Genomic DNA, 18,170 nt, shown 5'->3' on the forward strand with positions numbered 1-18,170 from the left:
CCTGCTCGAAAACCCCCGTCAGAGACGGGTTGTGGCCGTATTAACGGCGCGCGGTGCGCTTGGCCGCGGTCTTCTTGGCGGGAGCCTTCTTGGCCGCCTTCTTGGCGGTGGTGGCCTTCGAAGCGGCGACCTTCTTGGCAACCACGGCCTTCTTGACCGCAGCGGCCTTGGCCGGAGCCTTCTTGGCGACCGTCTTCTTGACGGCGGCCTTCTTGGCGACCGTCTTCTTCACGGCGGCCTTCTTGGCGGGAGCCTTCGACGCCGCCTTCTTGGCGGTGGTCTTGGCCGGAGCCTTGGTCGCGGCCTTCTTCGCCGTCTTCTTGGCGGTGGTCTTCTTCGCACCGGCCTTGCCCGAAACCGGGGCAGCCACACCACGCTTCACGGCCGGGCCGCTCGAGGCGATCTTCTGCTTGCCCGCGATGATCGCCTTGAACTGCGCGCCGGGACGGAAGGCCGGGACCGAAGTCGGCTTCACCTTGACGGTTTCGCCGGTGCGCGGGTTACGAGCAACCCGAGCCGCGCGCTTCCGCTGTTCGAAGACACCGAATCCCGTGATGGTGACGCTCTGACCTTTGTTCACAGCACGCACGATCGTGTCGACCATCTGCTCGACTGCAGCGGTAGCGGTGCGCCTGTCAGTACCCAACTTCTCGGTCAGAACATCGATCAGTTCCGCCTTGTTCATTGAATCCTCCGCAGACTAATGGCCCGTCGTCGGACCGACTAGGTACCACGGTAAACCCTTTCCGGGCAAGAGTCTATGTGCCACGCGGAAATACATGACGCATGGCACACGCTCAGCTACCGGGTTTGAGGGCGTTCAGCTAACGCCCATCAATGATTACGTCTGCGAAATACGGGCCGGAATGGTTGCGGGTTTCCATGTCGGCCTTGCGTTTTCGAACTGGTCGATCTCGTCGCTGTGCCGCAGAGTGAGACCGATGTCGTCCAGGCCTTCCAGCAGCCGCCACCGCGTGTAGTCGTCAATATCGAACGGCAACACGACGGTTCCGGCCGACACGGTGCGCGCCTCGAGGTCCACCGCCAATTCCAATCCCGGCTGTTCCTCGAGCAACTTCCAGAGCAATTCCACATCGCTCTGCGCCATCCGGGCCGTCAGAAGCCCGTCCTTGCCCGCGTTCCCGCGGAAGATGTCGGCGAAGCGAGAGGAGATGACGACCCGGAACCCGTAGTCCTTGAGGGCCCAAACCGCGTGCTCACGTGAGGATCCGGTCCCGAAATCCGGACCAGCGACCAGCACACTGGCCCGGTTGTAGGGCTCGGTGTTCAGAATGAAGTTCGGATCGGTCCGCCAAGCGGCGAACAGGCCGTCCTCGAAACCCGTTCGGGTTACGCGCTTCAGATAGACCGCCGGGATGATCTGGTCGGTGTCGACATTGGATCGGCGCAACGGAACACCGATCCCCTTGTGGACCTTGAAGGCTTCCATCGTTGATTCTCCTGAGTCAGTGGGGGCAGCGGATTCTGAGCCGCTACCGGCGGGCGATCAGTTCAGATCCGCAGGTGAGGACAGGGTTCCGCGCACCGCGGTGGCCGCGGCGACCAGCGGCGAGACCAGGTGCGTACGGCCGCCCTTGCCCTGTCGCCCTTCGAAGTTCCGGTTCGAGGTGGCAGCACAGCGCTGACCGGGGGAAAGCTGATCCGGGTTCATACCCAGGCACATCGAGCAGCCCGGCTGACGCCATTCCGCGCCCGCGGCGGTGAAAATCTCGCCCAGCCCCTCCTTTTCCGCCTGCACTCGCACCCGCATCGAGCCCGGGACGATCAGCATGCGCACCCCGCCCGCGACCTTGCGGCCCTTCAGAATGTCCGCGACCGCGCGCAGATCCTCGATCCGGCCGTTGGTGCACGAACCCACGAAAACCGTGTCCACGGCGACGTCCCGCAGCGGGGTACCCGGCTGCAGGTCCATGTACTGCAGCGCCTTCTCGGCCGCCGCACGCTCGTTCTCGTCGACGATCTGCTCCGGATCCGGCACCGAGTCGCCCAGCGGCGCACCCTGTCCCGGGTTGGTGCCCCAGGTCACGAAGGGGGTCAGCGCCGAGGCGTCCAGGTGCACCTCGACGTCGAAAACCGCACCCTCGTCGGTCTTCAGGGCGTCCCAGGCGGCCACGGCGGCATCCCAGTCCGCGCCCTGCGGGGCGTGCGGACGGCCCTTCAGGTACTCGTAGGTGATCTCGTCGGGGGCCACCATGCCCGCGCGGGCGCCGGCCTCGATCGACATGTTGCACATGGTCATCCGGGCCTCCATGGACATGGAGCGCACGGCCTCGCCGCGGTACTCCAGCACATAGCCCTGACCGCCGCCGGTGCCGATCTGCGCGATGACCGCCAGGATCACGTCCTTGGCGGTGACGCCGTGCGGCAGCTGCCCGTCGATATTGATGGCCATCGTCTTGAACGGGCGCAACGACAAAGTCTGCGTCGCCAGCACGTGTTCCACTTCCGAGGTGCCGATACCCATCGCCAGCGCGCCGAACGCGCCGTGGGTGGAGGTGTGCGAATCACCGCACACCACCGTGGTTCCCGGCTGGGTCAGGCCCAGCTGCGGGCCCACCACGTGCACGATGCCCTGCTCGAGATCACCCATCGAGTGCAGGCGGACACCGAATTCCTCGCAGTTCTTGCGCAGGGTCTCGACCTGCAGGCGCGAGATCGGGTCGGCGATCGGCTTGTCGATGTCGACGGTCGGGACGTTGTGGTCCTCGGTGGCGATGGTGAGGTCCGGGCGGCGCACCGGGCGGCCCGCGGCGCGCAGACCGTCGAACGCCTGCGGGCTGGTCACCTCGTGCACCAGGTGCAGATCGATGTAGATGAGATCGGGCTGGCGGTGCTCGCCTTCGCCTTCGCCGCGGACGACGACGTGCTCGTCCCAGACCTTCTCCGCCAGAGTGCGTGGCCGGTCGGCCATAGCTCCATCACCTCTCGATAGACATTCCGTGCCCGGGCTGGTGACACGGGGCTCGCGTCCGCGCCGGGGAGCGGCCGGTTTGCCGCGCGGTCAATTTGACCTTCCCAACATGCGAGACGCTAATATCGTTCTATGAGACAGCATAGCGGTATCGGTGTTCTGGACAAAGCGATGGCCGTCCTGCACGCCGTAGCCGAGCAACCCTGCGGCCTCAACGAGCTCTGCGCCCGCACCGGCCTGCCCCGGGCCACCGCGCATCGCCTGGCCGTGGGCCTGGAAACGCATCGGATGCTGGCCCGCGACAGCCAGGGTCTGTGGCGTCCCGGACCGGCCCTGTCGGAACTGGCGACAACCGCCAGCGATCCCCTGCTCGACGCCGCTTCGACAATTCTTCCGCGCCTGCGCGAGATCACCGGCGAGAGCGTTCAGCTCTACCGCCGCGACGGCAACGCCCGGGTTTGCGTGGCCGCCATGGAACCGGCCGCGGGCCTGCGCGACACCGTGCCCATCGGCGCGCGACTACCGCTCACCGCCGGCTCCGCCGCGAAGGTACTGCTGGCCTGGGCCGATCCCGAATCGCAGCGGACCATCCTGCCCGAGGCCGTCTTCGGCGAGCGGGCGCTGGCCGAGGTCCGCCGGCGCGGCTGGGCGCAGAGCGCCGCCGAGCGCGCGGCCGGCGTGGCCAGCGTGTCCGCGCCGGTCCGCGACGCCGCGGGCACGGTCATCGCGGCCGTCTCGGTCTCCGGACCCATCGACCGCATGGGCCGCCGGCCGGGCGCGCGCTGGGCCGCCGATCTGGTGGCCGCCGCCGATGCCCTCCACAAGCGCCTCTGACGGACTTTGAGCGCCCGGGGTAACCCTCGGGGTGGCCGCAGCCGTCACGACAGCCTCAGTCGCAGCTCGACAGTCCCGGTGACCCACCCGGGCGCCGATCGCGGCCCCCGCCGATTCCCGGCGGGGGCTGCGGCGTTTCCGGCAACCGGTTCCACTCGGCAGGAAATGGCCACTGTGACCGCGCTCATACGCCGTAAATTACAGTCGGCCCATGGGAGTTAATCAACGCGCGCAGATCGTGATGTCCGACGAGGAGATCGCGGGATTCCTCGAGCGCAGCCGGGTCGCCACCATGGCCACGCTGAGCGCCGAGGGCAGGCCACACCTGGTCGCCATGTGGTACGCGCTCATCGACGGCGAGATCTGGTTCGAGACCAAGGCCAAGGCCCAGAAGACGGTGAATCTGCGGCGCGATCCGCGGATCACCGTGATGGTCGAGGCCGGCGAGACCTACGACCAGTTGCGCGGCATTTCCATCGAGGGCCGCGCGGAGGTCGTCGAGGACCCCGAAGCGCTGTTCAAGGTGGGAATCAGCGTCTGGGAGCGCTACACCGGGCCCTACAGCGAAGAGATGAAGCCGTTCGTGGAGCAGATGCTGCACAAGCGGGTCGCCGTGCGCGTGGTGCCGGAGCGGACCCGCACCTGGGATCACCGCAAACTGGGCCTGCCCGCGATGCCGCTGGGCGGCAGCACCCACGGCCAGGAGCCGTAGAGCCACGGAAACAGTGAAGGCCCCCAGCCGATCGGCTGGGGGCCTTCACTTTGTAGTCCCGACGGGATTTGAACCCGCGCTACCGCCTTGAGAGGGCGGCGTCCTAGGCCGCTAGACGACGGGACCAGGATGAGATTCCGGCAGATTTCACAACCAGCCGGAGCTTCTCGAATTCGAGAGCCGGAGCTCTCTCAGCTGGGGTACCAGGACTCGAACCTAGAATGGCTGAACCAGAATCAGCTGTGTTGCCAATTACACCATACCCCATTGACCTGGGCTTTCAGGCTCTCCCCGGGGGAAGTTCCTGACCGCTTTCCGGCCGAGAAGAAGATTAGCAGCATCCCCCGGTAGATGCACAAACCGGCTGGTCAGAGGCCGGTTTGTGCATCATTTCCGACTATCTCAGGCGATCTCGGCCAGCGCCGCGCGCAACCGGTCCATGGTGACCTCGCGACCCAGCAGTTCCATCGACTCGTAGAGCGGCGGGCTGATGTGGGATCCGGTCACCGCGACGCGCACGGGCGTGAACGCCTTGCGCGGCTTGAGCTCCAACTCGTCGATGAGCGCGGTATTCAGCGCCGTCTCCAGCGGGGCCGTGGCCCATTCGGAGACGCCTTCCAGCGCACGCACCGTCGCTTGCAGCACCGGAACGGCGTCGACGCCCAGGTTCTTTTCCTTCGCCGCCGGGTCGATGGCGAACTCTTCGGGCGCGATGAACAGGAACTTCAGCAGATCCCAGGCATCGCCGAGCACCTTGATCCGGGTCTGCACGAGATCGGCCGCGGTTTCGAACAGCTTCTCGTCGATCTCGGCGCCGATATGTCCGTGTCCGGTGAGGTACTCGCGCAGCCGGTGAGCAAAATCACCGGGGTTCAGCAACCGAATATGTTCGGCGTTCAAAGCGTCGGCCTTCTTCTGATCGAATCGGGCCGGATTCGAATTCACCTTCGAGATATCGAAGGCCGCCACCATCTCCGTCATGGAGAAGACGTCATGATCATCGGCGATGCTCCAGCCGAGCAGCGCCAGATAATTCAGCAAACCCTCGGGAATGAACCCGCGGTCGCGGTGATGGAAGAGATTCGACTCCGGATCGCGCTTGGACAACTTCTTGTTGCCCTGCCCCATCACGAAGGGCAGATGCCCGAACTCCGGGGTGAACTCCGCGACGCCGATTCGGCGCAGCGAGTCGTAGAGCGCGAGCTGGCGCGGGGTGGACGAGAGCAGGTCCTCGCCGCGCAGCACGTGGGTGATCTTCATCATCGCGTCGTCGACCGGGTTGACCAGCGTATAGAGCGGATCGCCATTGCCGCGGGTGAGCGCGAAGTCGGGGACCACGCCCGCGCGGAAGGTGGTCTCACCGCGCACCAGGTCGTTCCAGGTGAGGTCGCGGTCGGGCATGCGCAGGCGGATCACCGCGGGGCGGCCCTCGGCCTTGTAGGCGGCGATCTGCTCGGCGGTCAGGTCGCGGTCGAAGTTGTCGTAGCCCAGCTTGGGGTCGCGGCCGGCGGCCTTGTGGCGGGCCTCGACTTCCTCTGGAGTGGAGAAGGATTCGTAGGCCTCCCCCGCCGCCAGCAGGCGCCGCACCACGTCGAGGTGGAGGTCGCGGCGCTGCGACTGCCGGTAGGGCTCGTAGGGGCCGCCGACCTCGGGCCCTTCGTCCCAGGTCAGGCCGAGCCAGCGCAGGGCGTCGAGGATGGCCGCGTAGGACTCCTCGGAATCGCGTGCGGCGTCGGTGTCTTCGATGCGGAAGACGAAGGTGCCGCCGTGGTGGCGCGCGAAGGCCCAGTTGAACAGGGCGGTGCGGACCAGGCCCACGTGCGGTGTGCCGGTGGGTGACGGGCAGAAACGAACCCGGACGTCAGACATGGCTCTCTTTCGTTCAGCGCTTGGCGGCAACGGGATTGGACAGGGTGCCGATACCGGACACGGTCACCGACACGGTCTGACCGGCCTGCAGCGGGCCGACGCCCTCCGGGGTGCCGGTGAGGATGACATCGCCCGGGAGCAAGGTCATTACGGTGGTGACCCACTCGATGAGCTTCGGAATATCGTGCAGCAGAAGTGAAGTGCGACTGCGCTGTTTCACCTGGCCGTCGACCTCGGTGACGATCTCCAGATCCGAAGGGTCCAGGGCGGTCTCGATCCAGGGGCCGAGCGGGCAGAAGGTGTCGTAGCCCTTGGCGCGGGTCCACTGGCCGTCGTGCCGCTGCTGGTCGCGGGCGGTGACGTCGTTGGCGACGGTGTAACCCAGGATGACCTCGTTGGCGCGGGCGGCGGGCACGTCCTTACAGGGGCGGCCGATCACGATCGCCAGTTCGCCCTCGTAGTCCACCTGAGAAGAACTGGGCGGCAGGATGATCGGGGCGTTGGGGCTCTGGATCGAGGTGCTGGGCTTCATGAAGATGACCGGGTCGGCCGGGGCCGGGCCGCCCATCTCCTCGGCGTGCGCGGCGTAGTTCTTGCCGATGCAGATCACCTTGCTGGCCAGGATGGGGGCCAGCAGGCGCACATCGGCCAGCGGCCAGCTGCGACCGGTGAAGGTCGGGGTACCGAACGGGTGTTCGGCGATCTCGCGGGCGACGGCGTCGGAACCGTCGCCTTCGATGCTGACGAAAGCGACTCCATCTGGGCTGGCAACTCGACCTAGGCGCATGGTTGGCATCCTATCGACCGGCTTCGACCTGCCCGAACGCGCCCGACCGCGGGGCGGGGACGGGCCGCGGCCGAGTGGCCGAGCGGGGGCGCGCGAAGGCCCTGGCGGCGGGCGGCATACCGGCCCGCAGCGCCTCGTCCGAAATGTGGAAAGCCCTTATACGCAACCGAACTCGGGGTGCGCCCGAGGCATCTCGAGATCACCTCGGAGGTGTGAGCAAATCGACAGCTCGCCCCGGAAATCGGCTTGCGCACCAGGTGTACCGTAAGACCCAATGTTCAAAGAGTAAGACATCAGTTCCACATAGTGAGACGCGAGGTGAAGTCATGACCACCGTGACGGAGATGGGTACGGCTCGACGGTGGACCATGCTGGGCCTCGGCGTCTTCGCCCAGAGCGCCAGCGCCGTGATGGTGAACGGCGCGGCCTTCCTGCTGCCCGCGCTGACCCAGCGCGGACTGTCGCTGACCACCGCGGGCCTGCTGGTCGCGATGCCGCTGGTCGGACTGTGCTGCACGCTGATCGCGTGGGGCTGGGTCGTCGATCAGGTGGGCGAGCGCAAGGCGCTGGTCGCCGGCCCGGCGGTGATGTTCGTGGCCGGCGTCGCGGCCGCCGGCGTCTCGAACTACGTTGCGCTGGGGGCCTTGCTGTTCCTGGCCGGGGCGGGCGCGGGCAGCACCAACGGCGCCAGCGGACGGGTGATCGTGGGCTGGTTCCCGCCCGATCAGCGCGGGCTGGCCATGGGGATCCGGCAGACCGCGCAGCCGCTGGGGGTGGCCATCGGGGCGATGGCGATCCCCGCCGTCGCTGCGGCGCACGGGTTCTCGACGGCGGTGCTGGTGCCCGCGGTGATGGCGGGCGCGGCCGCGATCAGCTGCCTGATCGGGATCGTGGATCCGCCGCGGCCCGAATCCGCCGGGGGCTCAGGGCGTCCCGCCAATCCGTACCGCGGCGACTCCACGCTGCTGCGCATCCACGTGGTGTCGGTGCTGCTGGTGATCCCGCAGGCCACCATCTGGACGTTCGGCCTGTTGTGGCTGCACCGGGATGTCGGCCTGTCGCTGGCCGCGGCGGGCGCGCTGGTCACGGCCACCCAGATCCTGGGCGCGGGCGGGCGCATCGGCGCGGGCGTCTGGTCGGACCGGGCGGGCAGCCGGTTGCGGCCGCTGCGCACGGTGGCGGTCGCGGCCGCAATCTGCCTGTCCGCCTTCGCGGTAGCGGCCTGGACCCAGCAGTGGTGGGCGGCGGTGCCGATCCTGATCGCGGCCTCGGTGATCACCGTCGCCGACAACGGGCTGGCCTTCACCGCGGTGGCCGAGATCGCGGGCCCGTATTGGTCGGGTCGCGGACTGGGTATCCAGAACACGGGCCAGAATCTGGCGGCGGCCGCGGTCGCCCCGGTGTTCGGCGCCTTGATCACCGCGGCCGGTTTCCCGGTGACGTACCTGCTGACGGCGCTGATCGCGCTGGCCGCAGTCCCGTTGGTGCCCAGGGGTTCCCGGTAGCCGCTGATTCGCGGCAAATCCGGAAGAGCTGCACCCGTTACGTTTTCGCATCCGAATGCAATTGTGCGATGCGCCTCACTATCCGGGCGAAACGGGCAACTGCCCCAGCCGATTTCACGAAACCGTCTCCCAGGATGGCATGTCGGCCGGGCCGGAGGTACGACGAAGCCCCCGTCCCGCGGCGCGGGAACGGGGGCTCAGTCGTCTGTTTCGGGAGCGGCGCTCGTAATCCCTAGAGCGACGCGGCGATCCGGTCGCCGACCTCGACGGTCGACGCGGCGCCCGAGCGCGACGCCAGATCCTTGGCGACGGCGGCCTCGATGCGGACGGCCTCCTCGGTCTTGCCGAGGTGGTTCAGCAGCAGCGACACCGACAGGATGGCGGCGGTCGGGTCGGCCTTGGACTGGCCCGCGATGTCGGGGGCCGAACCGTGGACCGGCTCGAACATCGACGGGTTGGTGCCCGAGGCGTCGATATTGCCCGAGGCGGCCAGGCCGATGCCACCGGAGACGGCGGCGGCCAGGTCGGTGATGATGTCGCCGAACAGGTTGTCGGTGACGATCACGTCGAAGCGGCCCGGGTCGGTGACCATGTGGATGGTGGCGGCATCGATGTGCTGGTAGGCGGTTTCGATGTCCGGGTACTCGGCGCCGACCTCGGCCACGGTGCGCGACCACAGCGAGCCGGCGAAGGCCAGCACGTTGTTCTTGTGCACCAGGGTCAGGTGCTTGCGGCGCTTGCGGGCGGTCTCGAAGGCGTAGCGGACCACGCGCTCGACGCCGAAGCGGGTGTTGGTGGAGACCTCGGTGGCCACCTCGTGCGGGGTGTTGACGCGGATCGCGCCGCCGGTGCCGGTGTAGGGGCCCTCGGTGCCCTCACGCACGACCACGAAGTCGATGTCCGGGTTCGAGGCCAGCGGGCTGGTGACGCCCGGGTACAGCTTCGAGGGGCGCAGGTTCACGTGGTGGTCCAGCTCGAAGCGGGTGCGCAGCAGCAGGCCGCGCTCGAGCAGGCCGGACTGCACCGACGGGTCGCCGATGGCGCCCAGCAGGATGGCGTCGTGCTGCTTGAGCTCCGGGATCACGTTCTCCGGGAGGATCTCGCCGGTGGCATGGAACCGCTTGGCTCCCAGGTCGTATTCGGTCTTCTCGACACCGGGCACCACCACGTCGAGCACCTTGAGCGCCTCGGCGATGACCTCGGGGCCGATACCGTCGCCCGGAATGACAGCCAGTTTCATGAAATCCATGCTCCGTTTCGAATGATCCGCTCCGCTGGCAGGAGAGTCCACGCGTCACGATAGCGGGTAGGCCCACAACCCCTTTCACCAGGGCGAATCACTCCCAACCAGTGGGATCACCCGAGATTCGCGCCCGATGGCGTTGCTGGAGTTCACGGCTGCGGACGAGGAAGTCCAGAATGATGCGCAGTTCCGCTTCGCGGTATCCAGCCATCTCCGACGCACCCTCCTCGGCGATCGGACCGTAGATCTGCCACGCCTGCGCCATGGTCGCGGGCGTGATCCGGACCAGCACCTTGCGGCGGTCCCCCGGTTCCGGCTCCCGGGTGACGTGGCCGAGTTTGACCAGCCGATCCAGCATCGTGGTCACGCTGCCGCTGGTGAGGCCCAGTTCCGCCGCGAGCGCACCGGGGGTGGATTCGCCTCGGACCAGCACTTCCAGGCACCGCAGGTCGGTGCGATTGACGCCGAACGCGGTGGCGGCGGCCTGATCGACATCGTCGACGGCCGCCTGCAGGGCCTGGGATTCCCGCCCCACCTGCGCGATCAGCTCCTCCAGATTTTCTCTTGACATTCAAACCTCTTGACAGTCAAACTATCTATATCTTGATTACCAAGATACATCACGACCAAGAGACTTCAGAGGGAGACACGGCCATGAAGAAAGCGCTGATCATCGGCGGCGGGATCGCCGGACCCGTGACCGCCATGGCCTTGCAGAAGGCCGGCTGGGAACCGGTCATCTATGAGGCATACGAGGACGCGGCCGCCGAACAGATCGGCGCGTATCTGACGGTCGCCGTGAACGGACTCTCCGCGCTCGCCGAGATCGACGCCCACCACCTCGTCATGAATGTCGGCCACCCGACCGACACGCTGTCGTTCTACACCAGCGGCGGCAAGCACATCACCGACATGCCGATCGGCGGCACCCTGCCCGACGGCACCGTCACCCACAGCGTCAAGCGCCGCGACCTCTACCGGGCGCTCAATGCCGAAGCGGTGCGCCGCGGTATCCGCTACGAATTCGGCAAGCGCCTGGTCGACGCGCGGCCCACCGCCGGCCACGGTGTCGTCGCGACCTTCGCCGACGGCAGCCGGGCCGAGGGCGATCTGCTCGTCGGCGCGGACGGAATCCGTTCCCGCACTCGGGAGATCATCGATCCGACCGCACCGCAGGCCCACTACCTGGGCGTCTACGGGCTCGGCGGCTTCGTGACCGACCCGGAGCTGCACCGCGAACTCGGTTTGCGCCCCGGCGTTTACAACATGATCTTCGGCAAGAAGGCCTTCTTCGGCTATCTGGTCGCCCCCACCGGCGAGATCTGGTGGTTCGCCAATATGCCCGGCGAGCAGGAGCTTTCGAAGCAGGCCCTGACCGACACCTCGCCCGCACAGTGGCGCGAAGATCTGACGCGCCTGCTCGCCGCCGATCGCGGCCCGGCCGCCCGCATCGTCGCCGCCACCCCCGACGCGGGTTTCGTCACGGGCTTCAACCAGTACGACATGCCCTCGGTCGCCACCTGGCACTCCGACTCCATGGTCATCATCGGCGACGCCGCCCACGCCGTCGCCTCGTCCTCGGGCCAGGGCGTGTCCATGGCCGTCGAGGACGCGGTCACCCTGGCCCTGTGCCTGCGCGATCAGCCCGATACCGCAAGCGCGCTGGCCGAATTCGAGCACCGCCGCCGCGACCGCGTCGAAAAGGTGGTCGCGCACGGAGCGGAGACCAGTGGCGACAAGGCCCAGAACGGCCTGGCCCGCCTCCTCGTCCGACTGCTGACACCCTTCTTCCTGAAGCGAGCGGCCAAGCAGGGCGTCGGCTCACTGAACTGGATGTTCGACCACCGAATCAGCTGGTCCGACGCCGCCGAGCAGGTCCGCGCCGGAAACTAGGGCGCGGACGGCAGCACCCCGGCCCGACGGCACTCCTGTTGCACCTTCACCGACACCGCGTCCTGCTGCGCCGACACCGTCCGGCACCACTCCTGGGCTTGCGCGCCACACGCCCGCTGCTGCTGGCCGCCCATCGTCCCCGCGGAAAGCACTGTCACACAGCCGTTCTCGGAGCGCGAATAGTCGGGTCGATGGTCGAACACCGCCCACGCGGCCACCCCCGCCGCGATCAGCACGACCACGACAGCGCTCCCGATCAGCAGAGTGCGCCGTTCCCGCACGGACAGCGGTTCGGTCGGCGGCGTCTTTCCACGCATCGTTCCATCATCGCGACGCCGGTAGGGTCGCGTGGCCGAAACGCACCGGGCCCCCTCCACTTTCTGTGGAGGGGGCCCGTTTTCGCTATGCGAGGGGTGCTCAGTCGAGGCTGACCAGGGCGACCTTGGCCGCGCCGACGGCCTCGGCGATGGCGGACTGGATGTCGGCCGGGACCTCCTTGTTGACGCGGAGGATGACGGTGGCACCCTCGTCGCTCAGGTCCTGGGTGAGCTGGGCGGCCAGGATGTCGATGCCCGCGTCGCCGAGCTTGGTGGCCAGGCGGCCGAGCTGACCCGGCTTGTCCTCGTAGGCGAGCACGGCCAGGTTCAGACCTTCGGCGCGCATGTCGTAGTTGCGGCCGTTGATGTTGACGATCTTCTCGACCTGGGCGGGCTCGGTCAGGGTGCCGGCCACGTTCAGGGTGCGGCCGTCGCCGAACACGGCGCGCAGGTCGACCAGGCTGCGGTGGGTCGGGCTCTCGGTGTGGGTGGTGACCGAGGCCTCCAGGCCGCGCTCCTTGGCCAGCGACGGGGCGTTGACGAAGGTGACCGAGTCCTCGATCAGGGCCGAGAACACGCCGCGCAGCGCCGAGAGTTCCAGCACCGCAACGTCTTCCGAGGACAGCTCGCCGCGCACCTGGACCTCGATGGAGACCGGCAGCTCGTCGGCGAGGGCGCCCAGCAGCGCGCCCTGCTTGCGGACGATGTCCAGCCACGGGGCGACGATCTCGTTGACCGCGCCACCGGTGACGTTCACCGCGCCGGGCACGAACTCGCCCGCGAGGGCCAGCTGCACCGACTTGGCGACATCGGTGCCGGCGCGGTCCTGGGCCTCGGCGGTGGAGGCGCCCAGGTGCGGGGTGACGACGACCTGGGGCAGCTCGAACAGCGGGCTGTCGGTGGACGGCTCGGTCTCGAACACGTCGATACCGGCGCCGCGCACGTGGCCGGAGATGATGGCGTCGGCCAGGGCCTGCTCGTCGATCAGACCGCCACGGGCGGCGTTGACGATGATGACGCCCTTCTTGGTCTTGGCCAGGGTCTCCTTGTTCAGCATGCCCTTGGTCTCAGGAGTCTTGGGCAGGTGAATGGAGATGAAGTCGGCGCGCTCGAGCACCTCGTCCAGGGTCAGCAGCTCGATGCCCAGCTGGGCGGCGCGGGCCGGCGAGGTGTAGGGGTCGTACGCGACGATCTTGGTCTCGAAGGCGGCGAGACGCTGCGCGAACAGCTGGCCGATGCGGCCCAGGCCGATGACGCCGACGGTCTTGCCGAAGATCTCGACACCGTTGAACTTGCTGCGCTGCCAGGTGTGCTCGCGCAGGGTGGCGTCGGCGGCCGGGATCTGGCGCGCGGCCGAGAGCAGCAGCGAGACGGCGTGCTCGGCGGCGGTGTGGATGTTGGAGGTCGGCGCGTTGACGACCATGACGCCGCGCTCGGTGGCCGCGGGCACATCGACATTGTCGAGGCCGACGCCGGCGCGCGCGACGATCTTGAGGTTCTTGCCCGCCTCGAGCACCTCGGCGTCGACGGTGGTGGCCGAACGGACCAGCAGCGCATCGGCTTCCGGCACGGCGGCCAGCAGCTCCGGACGGTTCGGGCCGTCGACCCAGCGAACCTCGACGCCGGAGCCCAGCGCGTCGACGGTCGACTGGGCGAGCTTGTCGGCGATCAGAACAACAGGACGGCCTGCTTGGCTCACGGTGGGTTACTCCTGAGGAAGGGATCCGGGATTTACGGGCGTCAGCTTAGTGGGCTGAGAATCGCGGCGCTGTACCGCCTGGTAGGCAACCGCCATCACAGCCGTGAACTGCGGGTTTCGGCGTGGCCGCGGCCGGTGCCGACCGGAACGGGCCGCGCGGTACGGCTTCGGCGGGCCAATGTGATTCCGGCCGCTGTCTCGATGGACGGCACCGGACCGGCGACCGTGAATATGGGCAACTGTCCAGGTCGAGGCGTTGCCGGGCACGCCGCACACGCAAATTCGAGTGCGAATTTCCGCTGATCATCAGCTCATGGAAACCCGAAAGCCCGGCGTCGGAGCTACGGAGTCCGAGGCCGGGCTTTCGAAAGTCGATTGAACGACGTCAGCAGTCCTTAGCGACCGAAAGAACCGGTCCACAGCGTGTTCAGGATGCCGTGCAGCGCGGCCGAGCCGGTGTCGAGCAGGCCACTGAGAGCAGCGGAACCGGTGTCAATGATAACGGGGATCATGGGAATACCTCTTCTGAAATCCGTACGAACTTTCTGACGTGGAGCCTATCGGGCGTGTTTCGCGACTCGTTACGGGGTATTTACACGATGTGACCGGCGTCACGGGATCCGAATTCTGTGGCCTCGTTCATATTGTGTCGAATTACCGCCATATAACACGACAATCACGCCCCTAATTCTGGGGTCTCGGGCGCACGGAAAACCGATGGACCAGCACGATCCCGCGCACTACCGTCGCCTGCCATGACCCTGCGCTCGATCCCCGCTTCCATGGACCCGGCGGTGGTCGCCACGATCGACGGCGAACTCGACCGGATCGTGCGCGAACACCGCGTCGACGTGCTGCTCGCCGTCGAGAGCGGCAGCCGTGCCTGGGGGTTTCCGTCACCCGACTCGGACTACGACTGCCGTTTCGTCTACCTCCGGCCGGTCGACGACTACCTGACGCCGTGGCCCGGCCGCGACGTCATCGAGACGCCCTTGGTGGGCCTGCTGGATGTCAACGGATGGGATCTGGTGAAGGCGCTGCGCCTGCTGGCGAACGGCAACGCGGTGCTCATCGAATGGCTGATGTCGCCGACCACGTATCGCGGTGACAGCGGATTCCGGGACGAATTGCGCGCGCTGGCGGACGAGGTCGCGGACCGGGATCGGGTGGCTCGCCATTACCTGCATCTGGGCCGCCGGCAGTGGCGTCTCTTCGATTCCAACCGCTCGTTGAAAAGGTGTTCTATTCTTTGCGCCCCGCAATGGCATTGCGGTGGCTACACGAACATCCGGACAATTCGGTCGCCCCGATGCATTTACCGACCCTGCTCGGCGAATGTGAGCTGAACAGCGATTTCGTGGAGTCCGTCCGGGAATTGACGGAATTGAAGGCCCACACGCGCGAAATGGGTTCCGGGGAGGTGCCCGCACCGATTGCCGAGTTCATCTCGGCCGAGTTCGAGCGGGCCGCCCTGGAGTTCGTGAAGGTGGATCCGGCCCGGCGCGAGCAGGCACAGGCCCGCTCGGCCGACTTCTTCCGGCATCACGTGCGCGGCTGACGGAATCCGCCGCGGAGCACCCGCACCGGCTGGCCGGTTTTGTCCCGGCGGCCGGTGCGCGCGGGCGTCAGTGGTCGGCGCCGGCGATGACCCGCACGGCCACCGCCTCCGGCCCCGGCTTGCAGCCGCGCACCTCGAACTCGACGCGCTGGCCCTCGGCCAGCGACCGGAATCCGGCGCCGGGTAGCGCGGTGTACTCCACGAACACGTCGGGGCCGTCGACGTCCGGGGTCAGGAACCCGAACCCCTTCTCGCTGTCGAACCACTTCACCGTGCCGTGCACCATTACCGAACCTTCTCGAACCGACCGGACAAATCGCGTCCCCGCGCGCGTCGCGGTCCATGGTGTCACGGCCGCGGTTCTCGCGGGTGGTCGCGCGCTCTGCCAGCCCTGATGCGACTGTGCTTCGCCCCGCGCTCCCTTGCACAGTTATCGAGAACCGGAGCCGCCGCGTATCAGCGGCCACCCTCGATTACTGCTGTGTGCGCGTCCGGCCGCCGGACCCGCACGCGTGCACCAGGTTTCGCGGCACGCCGGGGCGGGTGTCCGGGCCGGCCCTTCCCTGCGACCCGGACACCCGCATTTCCCGCACCTCGCACCGCCGCCCTCTCCCGGGTCGCGCCCATCCGGCCCGGTGCGGCGGTGCGGCGCGGTGGCCGTTCAGCCCGCTCTCGTATTCGAGGCCGCGTCCCCCGGCGGCTCGGAAACGCGCATGGCGTAAACCCGTTCGAGGAAGTCGCGGTGTGCGCGCAGGGTGGCGTCGAGCAGCTCGCGCCAGGTGCGGCGGTCCACGCGCTGGTCGCTGACCAGGGAGGACAGCGACGCCGGGCCGAGCCGGTCGATGTGGTCCACGATGAAGGTGAGCCGCCGGCGCGGGAATTGCGCACCGATGCGCGGGTTCTCGTCGAGGAAGTGGTCGAGTTCGTACAGGTAGTTGACCGCGCGGTTGTACTCCTCGTCGGTGAGGTGGTAGTCCATGCGCTTGATCTCGACGATCCACAGCTCGCCGGAATCGTGCAGCAGCACGAAATCGGGTTCGCGTTTCTCGCTGCCGATCGTGGTGGTCAGCAGCGGGGCCCCGAATTTCTGTGCGTACCAGCGTTCGAAGCTGGCGCGCACGCGTTTGAGGGATTCGTTCATGCCCAGCGGGGTCCATTCCGGCGCCAGCAGCCAGGGCGCGGATTCGATCAGCTCCTGGAAGGGCCGTTCCAGGGAGCGGCGGTCGTCGATGAGCGAGCGCAGCCGATCCACCACCGCGACCCGCTCGCTGGCGATCTGGCCCAGCGAATAGATCTCGGCCACCCGGGCCCGCTCGAACAGCGCTACCACCACATCCAATTCGGGGTCGGCGTCCTCGGCGATCTCCTTGAGGGTGTCGAGCAGGCTGCGCTGCGGGCCCAGCGACAGCGCCAGCCGCAGCATGTTCTGCAGGTGCGCGGGATCGTCGAGCGAGGCTCGATCCTTGTGCGCCACCAGGATTCGCGCGGCATCGAGCACGGACTCGCGGAACAGGCGGTCGCCGGGGGCGATGGCGTCGAGGGTCTCGTGGATGCGGGAGCGTTCCACGAATTCCTCCCAGACGCGACGGCGAATGGATTTCTCGCCGAGCCGGCCGATCTCCTTGATCAGGGCCTGACCCCACTGGGCGAGGGCCTCGCCGCGCGGGGAGTTCCAGATGATGTCCTGGCGGTCGGAGCGGACCAGGTCGTCGTCATCGTCGAGCCAGTCCACCTCGATCGCGCCGACCAGGTAGGAGCGCAGTTTGAATTCGCCGGTGAATCCGGAGGAGATGCCGAAATCCCGGGTCTGCGCGACGATCTTGCCGCGCGCGTAGATGCGCACCCCGGCCATGGCCTCGTCGCGGTAGGGCTGTTTCGAGTAGGCGATCCAACCAGTGACGGGCAGGAATTGCCGTCCGAATCGCACCGGGACGCGGCTGACGTCGATGCGGGTCTCCTCGATCACGTCGATCGGTAACCGGCTGAGTACGAAGCTCTCCCGGCCGATCGCGTTGCGCACCTCCACCCGCCAGTCCGTGCGCTCGATGCCGAACCGCGCGGCCAGCTGACGATTCAGCTCGGTCCCCGAATTCACCCGTTTGCGAAAGAAGTCGCGCAGGATGATGGTGGTGCCGCGTTTGGCGGTGTACGTGCCGTCGAGGGCGCCGGGGCGCGGGAAGTAGTCGCTCTCGGTGTCGGAGAGCATGTCGTCGAGGTCCATGACGATATGGGAGACGGTCCAGCCCAGCGGGGTTCGGTCGGCGTCGCGGCTGCCGGCGGTGATCACCTCGATGGTGCGGCAGATGCCGAAAGCGGCGAGCTTCCCGATGCCCTTGCGCCCCATCACCGGACGCCGCCGCTCCCGCGACAGGTCCGAGCCGGTCCGGACCCGCCGATCCGATCCGACCAGCAGATAGTGCTCGTTGATCTCGGCGGCCGTCATGCCGTGCCCGTTGTCGGACACCACGATCTCGTAGGCGGGTTCGTCTGCGGCTCTGATGGTTCCGGCCAGCATCGCGCCCCACGGCAGCACCACCTCGACCTCGGTGGCGTCCGCGTCGTAGGAATTGGCGATCAGTTCGGCCAGCACCGCCGAGACCCGGTCGTAGAGCCGGATACCGAGTTTGTCGATCGCCAGCCGGCTGATGCGCATCGTGTATTTGCGGTCCTCGCGATCCTGCGCGGCCACATGCACGTCGTTGTACATGGTGGGCCCCCAATTGCCCTCGGGGCAGCCGCCGTTCAGCTACCTCTGAATACGATGCAACGCCGATTGATTAACAACGGGCTGAACATTCACCCACCACTTCGTCACGGTGTG

Annotated in this window: 17 protein-coding genes and 2 tRNA genes; 6 read left to right on the forward strand and 13 right to left on the reverse strand. The window is 67.5% G+C overall.

Going from position 1 to position 18,170, the window contains the following annotated elements:
* Positions 1–40 precede the first annotated feature (40 nt).
* The 3 genes from ACYVKL_RS35220 to leuC all read right to left on the reverse strand — a co-directional run bounded on the left by ACYVKL_RS35220 (position 41) and on the right by leuC (position 2,932).
* The gene (locus tag ACYVKL_RS35220; RefSeq protein ID WP_357193438.1) at positions 41–685 is read right to left on the reverse strand and encodes an HU family DNA-binding protein; all 645 of its coding nucleotides are present in this window, start codon (positions 683–685) and stop codon (positions 41–43) included.
* A gap of 156 nt (positions 686–841) precedes the next feature.
* Positions 842–1,450 carry a 3-isopropylmalate dehydratase small subunit gene (gene leuD / locus ACYVKL_RS35225; protein WP_379171979.1) on the reverse strand — a complete coding sequence of 203 codons (609 nt, stop codon included), beginning with the start codon at positions 1,448–1,450 and terminating at the stop codon, positions 842–844.
* A 57-nt stretch (positions 1,451–1,507) separates the two neighbouring features.
* Positions 1,508–2,932: a 3-isopropylmalate dehydratase large subunit gene (gene leuC, locus ACYVKL_RS35230; RefSeq protein ID WP_379171982.1), complete on the reverse strand. Its 1,425-nt coding sequence runs from the start codon at positions 2,930–2,932 to the stop codon at positions 1,508–1,510.
* Between the two features lie 132 nt (positions 2,933–3,064).
* Here leuC and ACYVKL_RS35235 point away from each other — a divergent pair, with 132 nt between their 5' ends.
* The gene (locus ACYVKL_RS35235) at positions 3,065–3,766 is read left to right on the forward strand and encodes an IclR family transcriptional regulator (protein ID WP_213557136.1); all 702 of its coding nucleotides are present in this window, start codon (positions 3,065–3,067) and stop codon (positions 3,764–3,766) included.
* Between the two features lie 211 nt (positions 3,767–3,977).
* The gene (locus ACYVKL_RS35240) at positions 3,978–4,478 is read left to right on the forward strand and encodes a pyridoxamine 5'-phosphate oxidase family protein (RefSeq protein WP_213557137.1); all 501 of its coding nucleotides are present in this window, start codon (positions 3,978–3,980) and stop codon (positions 4,476–4,478) included.
* A 53-nt stretch (positions 4,479–4,531) separates the two neighbouring features.
* Here the strand turns inward: ACYVKL_RS35240 and ACYVKL_RS35245 are convergent.
* From ACYVKL_RS35245 to ACYVKL_RS35260, 4 genes are all read right to left on the reverse strand, one after another.
* Positions 4,532–4,604: transfer RNA gene (locus tag ACYVKL_RS35245), tRNA-Glu, on the reverse strand.
* Between the two features lie 69 nt (positions 4,605–4,673).
* A tRNA-Gln gene (locus ACYVKL_RS35250) sits at positions 4,674–4,745 on the reverse strand.
* Between the two features lie 135 nt (positions 4,746–4,880).
* On the reverse strand, positions 4,881–6,347 hold the full coding sequence (gene gltX / locus ACYVKL_RS35255) for a glutamate--tRNA ligase (RefSeq protein WP_379171985.1): 1,467 nt from the start codon (positions 6,345–6,347) through the stop codon (positions 4,881–4,883).
* Positions 6,348–6,360: 13 nt separating this feature from the next.
* A complete protein-coding gene (locus ACYVKL_RS35260; RefSeq protein ID WP_357097586.1) occupies positions 6,361–7,134 on the reverse strand; it encodes a fumarylacetoacetate hydrolase family protein in 774 nt (257 codons plus the stop codon).
* A 326-nt stretch (positions 7,135–7,460) separates the two neighbouring features.
* On the opposite strand from ACYVKL_RS35260, the gene ACYVKL_RS35265 reads away from it, so the two are divergent.
* On the forward strand, positions 7,461–8,639 hold the full coding sequence (locus tag ACYVKL_RS35265) for an MFS transporter (RefSeq protein WP_379171987.1): 1,179 nt from the start codon (positions 7,461–7,463) through the stop codon (positions 8,637–8,639).
* Between the two features lie 232 nt (positions 8,640–8,871).
* Here ACYVKL_RS35265 and ACYVKL_RS35270 read toward each other — a convergent pair whose 3' ends face one another.
* Positions 8,872–9,879 (reverse strand): 3-isopropylmalate dehydrogenase, encoded by a 1,008-nt coding sequence (locus ACYVKL_RS35270; RefSeq protein WP_379171989.1) that lies wholly within the window; start codon positions 9,877–9,879, stop codon positions 8,872–8,874.
* Between the two features lie 97 nt (positions 9,880–9,976).
* On the reverse strand, positions 9,977–10,453 hold the full coding sequence (locus tag ACYVKL_RS35275; RefSeq protein ID WP_379171991.1) for a MarR family winged helix-turn-helix transcriptional regulator: 477 nt from the start codon (positions 10,451–10,453) through the stop codon (positions 9,977–9,979).
* Positions 10,454–10,536: 83 nt separating this feature from the next.
* Between ACYVKL_RS35275 and ACYVKL_RS35280 the strand changes: the two genes are divergently transcribed.
* Positions 10,537–11,775, forward strand: a complete 1,239-nt coding sequence (locus ACYVKL_RS35280) for an FAD-dependent oxidoreductase (RefSeq protein WP_379171993.1) — start codon at positions 10,537–10,539, stop codon at positions 11,773–11,775.
* Here the strand turns inward: ACYVKL_RS35280 and ACYVKL_RS35285 are convergent.
* Together ACYVKL_RS35285 and serA are read right to left on the reverse strand one after the other, a co-directional pair.
* Positions 11,772–12,092: a hypothetical protein gene (locus ACYVKL_RS35285; protein ID WP_379171995.1), complete on the reverse strand. Its 321-nt coding sequence runs from the start codon at positions 12,090–12,092 to the stop codon at positions 11,772–11,774. The genes ACYVKL_RS35280 and ACYVKL_RS35285 overlap by 4 nt on opposite strands.
* A gap of 100 nt (positions 12,093–12,192) precedes the next feature.
* A complete protein-coding gene (gene serA, locus ACYVKL_RS35290) occupies positions 12,193–13,791 on the reverse strand; it encodes a phosphoglycerate dehydrogenase (RefSeq protein WP_379171998.1) in 1,599 nt (532 codons plus the stop codon).
* A gap of 755 nt (positions 13,792–14,546) precedes the next feature.
* Between serA and ACYVKL_RS35295 the strand changes: the two genes are divergently transcribed.
* Positions 14,547–15,137 carry a nucleotidyltransferase domain-containing protein gene (locus ACYVKL_RS35295; protein ID WP_379172000.1) on the forward strand — a complete coding sequence of 197 codons (591 nt, stop codon included), beginning with the start codon at positions 14,547–14,549 and terminating at the stop codon, positions 15,135–15,137.
* On the forward strand, positions 15,053–15,349 hold the full coding sequence (locus ACYVKL_RS35300; RefSeq protein WP_379172002.1) for a DNA polymerase beta superfamily protein: 297 nt from the start codon (positions 15,053–15,055) through the stop codon (positions 15,347–15,349). Before ACYVKL_RS35295 ends, ACYVKL_RS35300 begins: the two co-directional genes overlap by 85 nt.
* 67 nt (positions 15,350–15,416) lie before the next feature.
* Here the strand turns inward: ACYVKL_RS35300 and ACYVKL_RS35305 are convergent, their stop codons facing one another.
* The gene (locus tag ACYVKL_RS35305; protein ID WP_379172004.1) at positions 15,417–15,635 is read right to left on the reverse strand and encodes a cold-shock protein; all 219 of its coding nucleotides are present in this window, start codon (positions 15,633–15,635) and stop codon (positions 15,417–15,419) included.
* A gap of 375 nt (positions 15,636–16,010) precedes the next feature.
* Positions 16,011–18,056: an ATP-binding protein gene (locus ACYVKL_RS35310; protein WP_379172006.1), complete on the reverse strand. Its 2,046-nt coding sequence runs from the start codon at positions 18,054–18,056 to the stop codon at positions 16,011–16,013.
* Between the last annotated feature and the right edge of the window lie 114 nt (positions 18,057–18,170).

The sequence above is a fragment of the Nocardia tengchongensis genome (genome assembly GCF_054781395.1).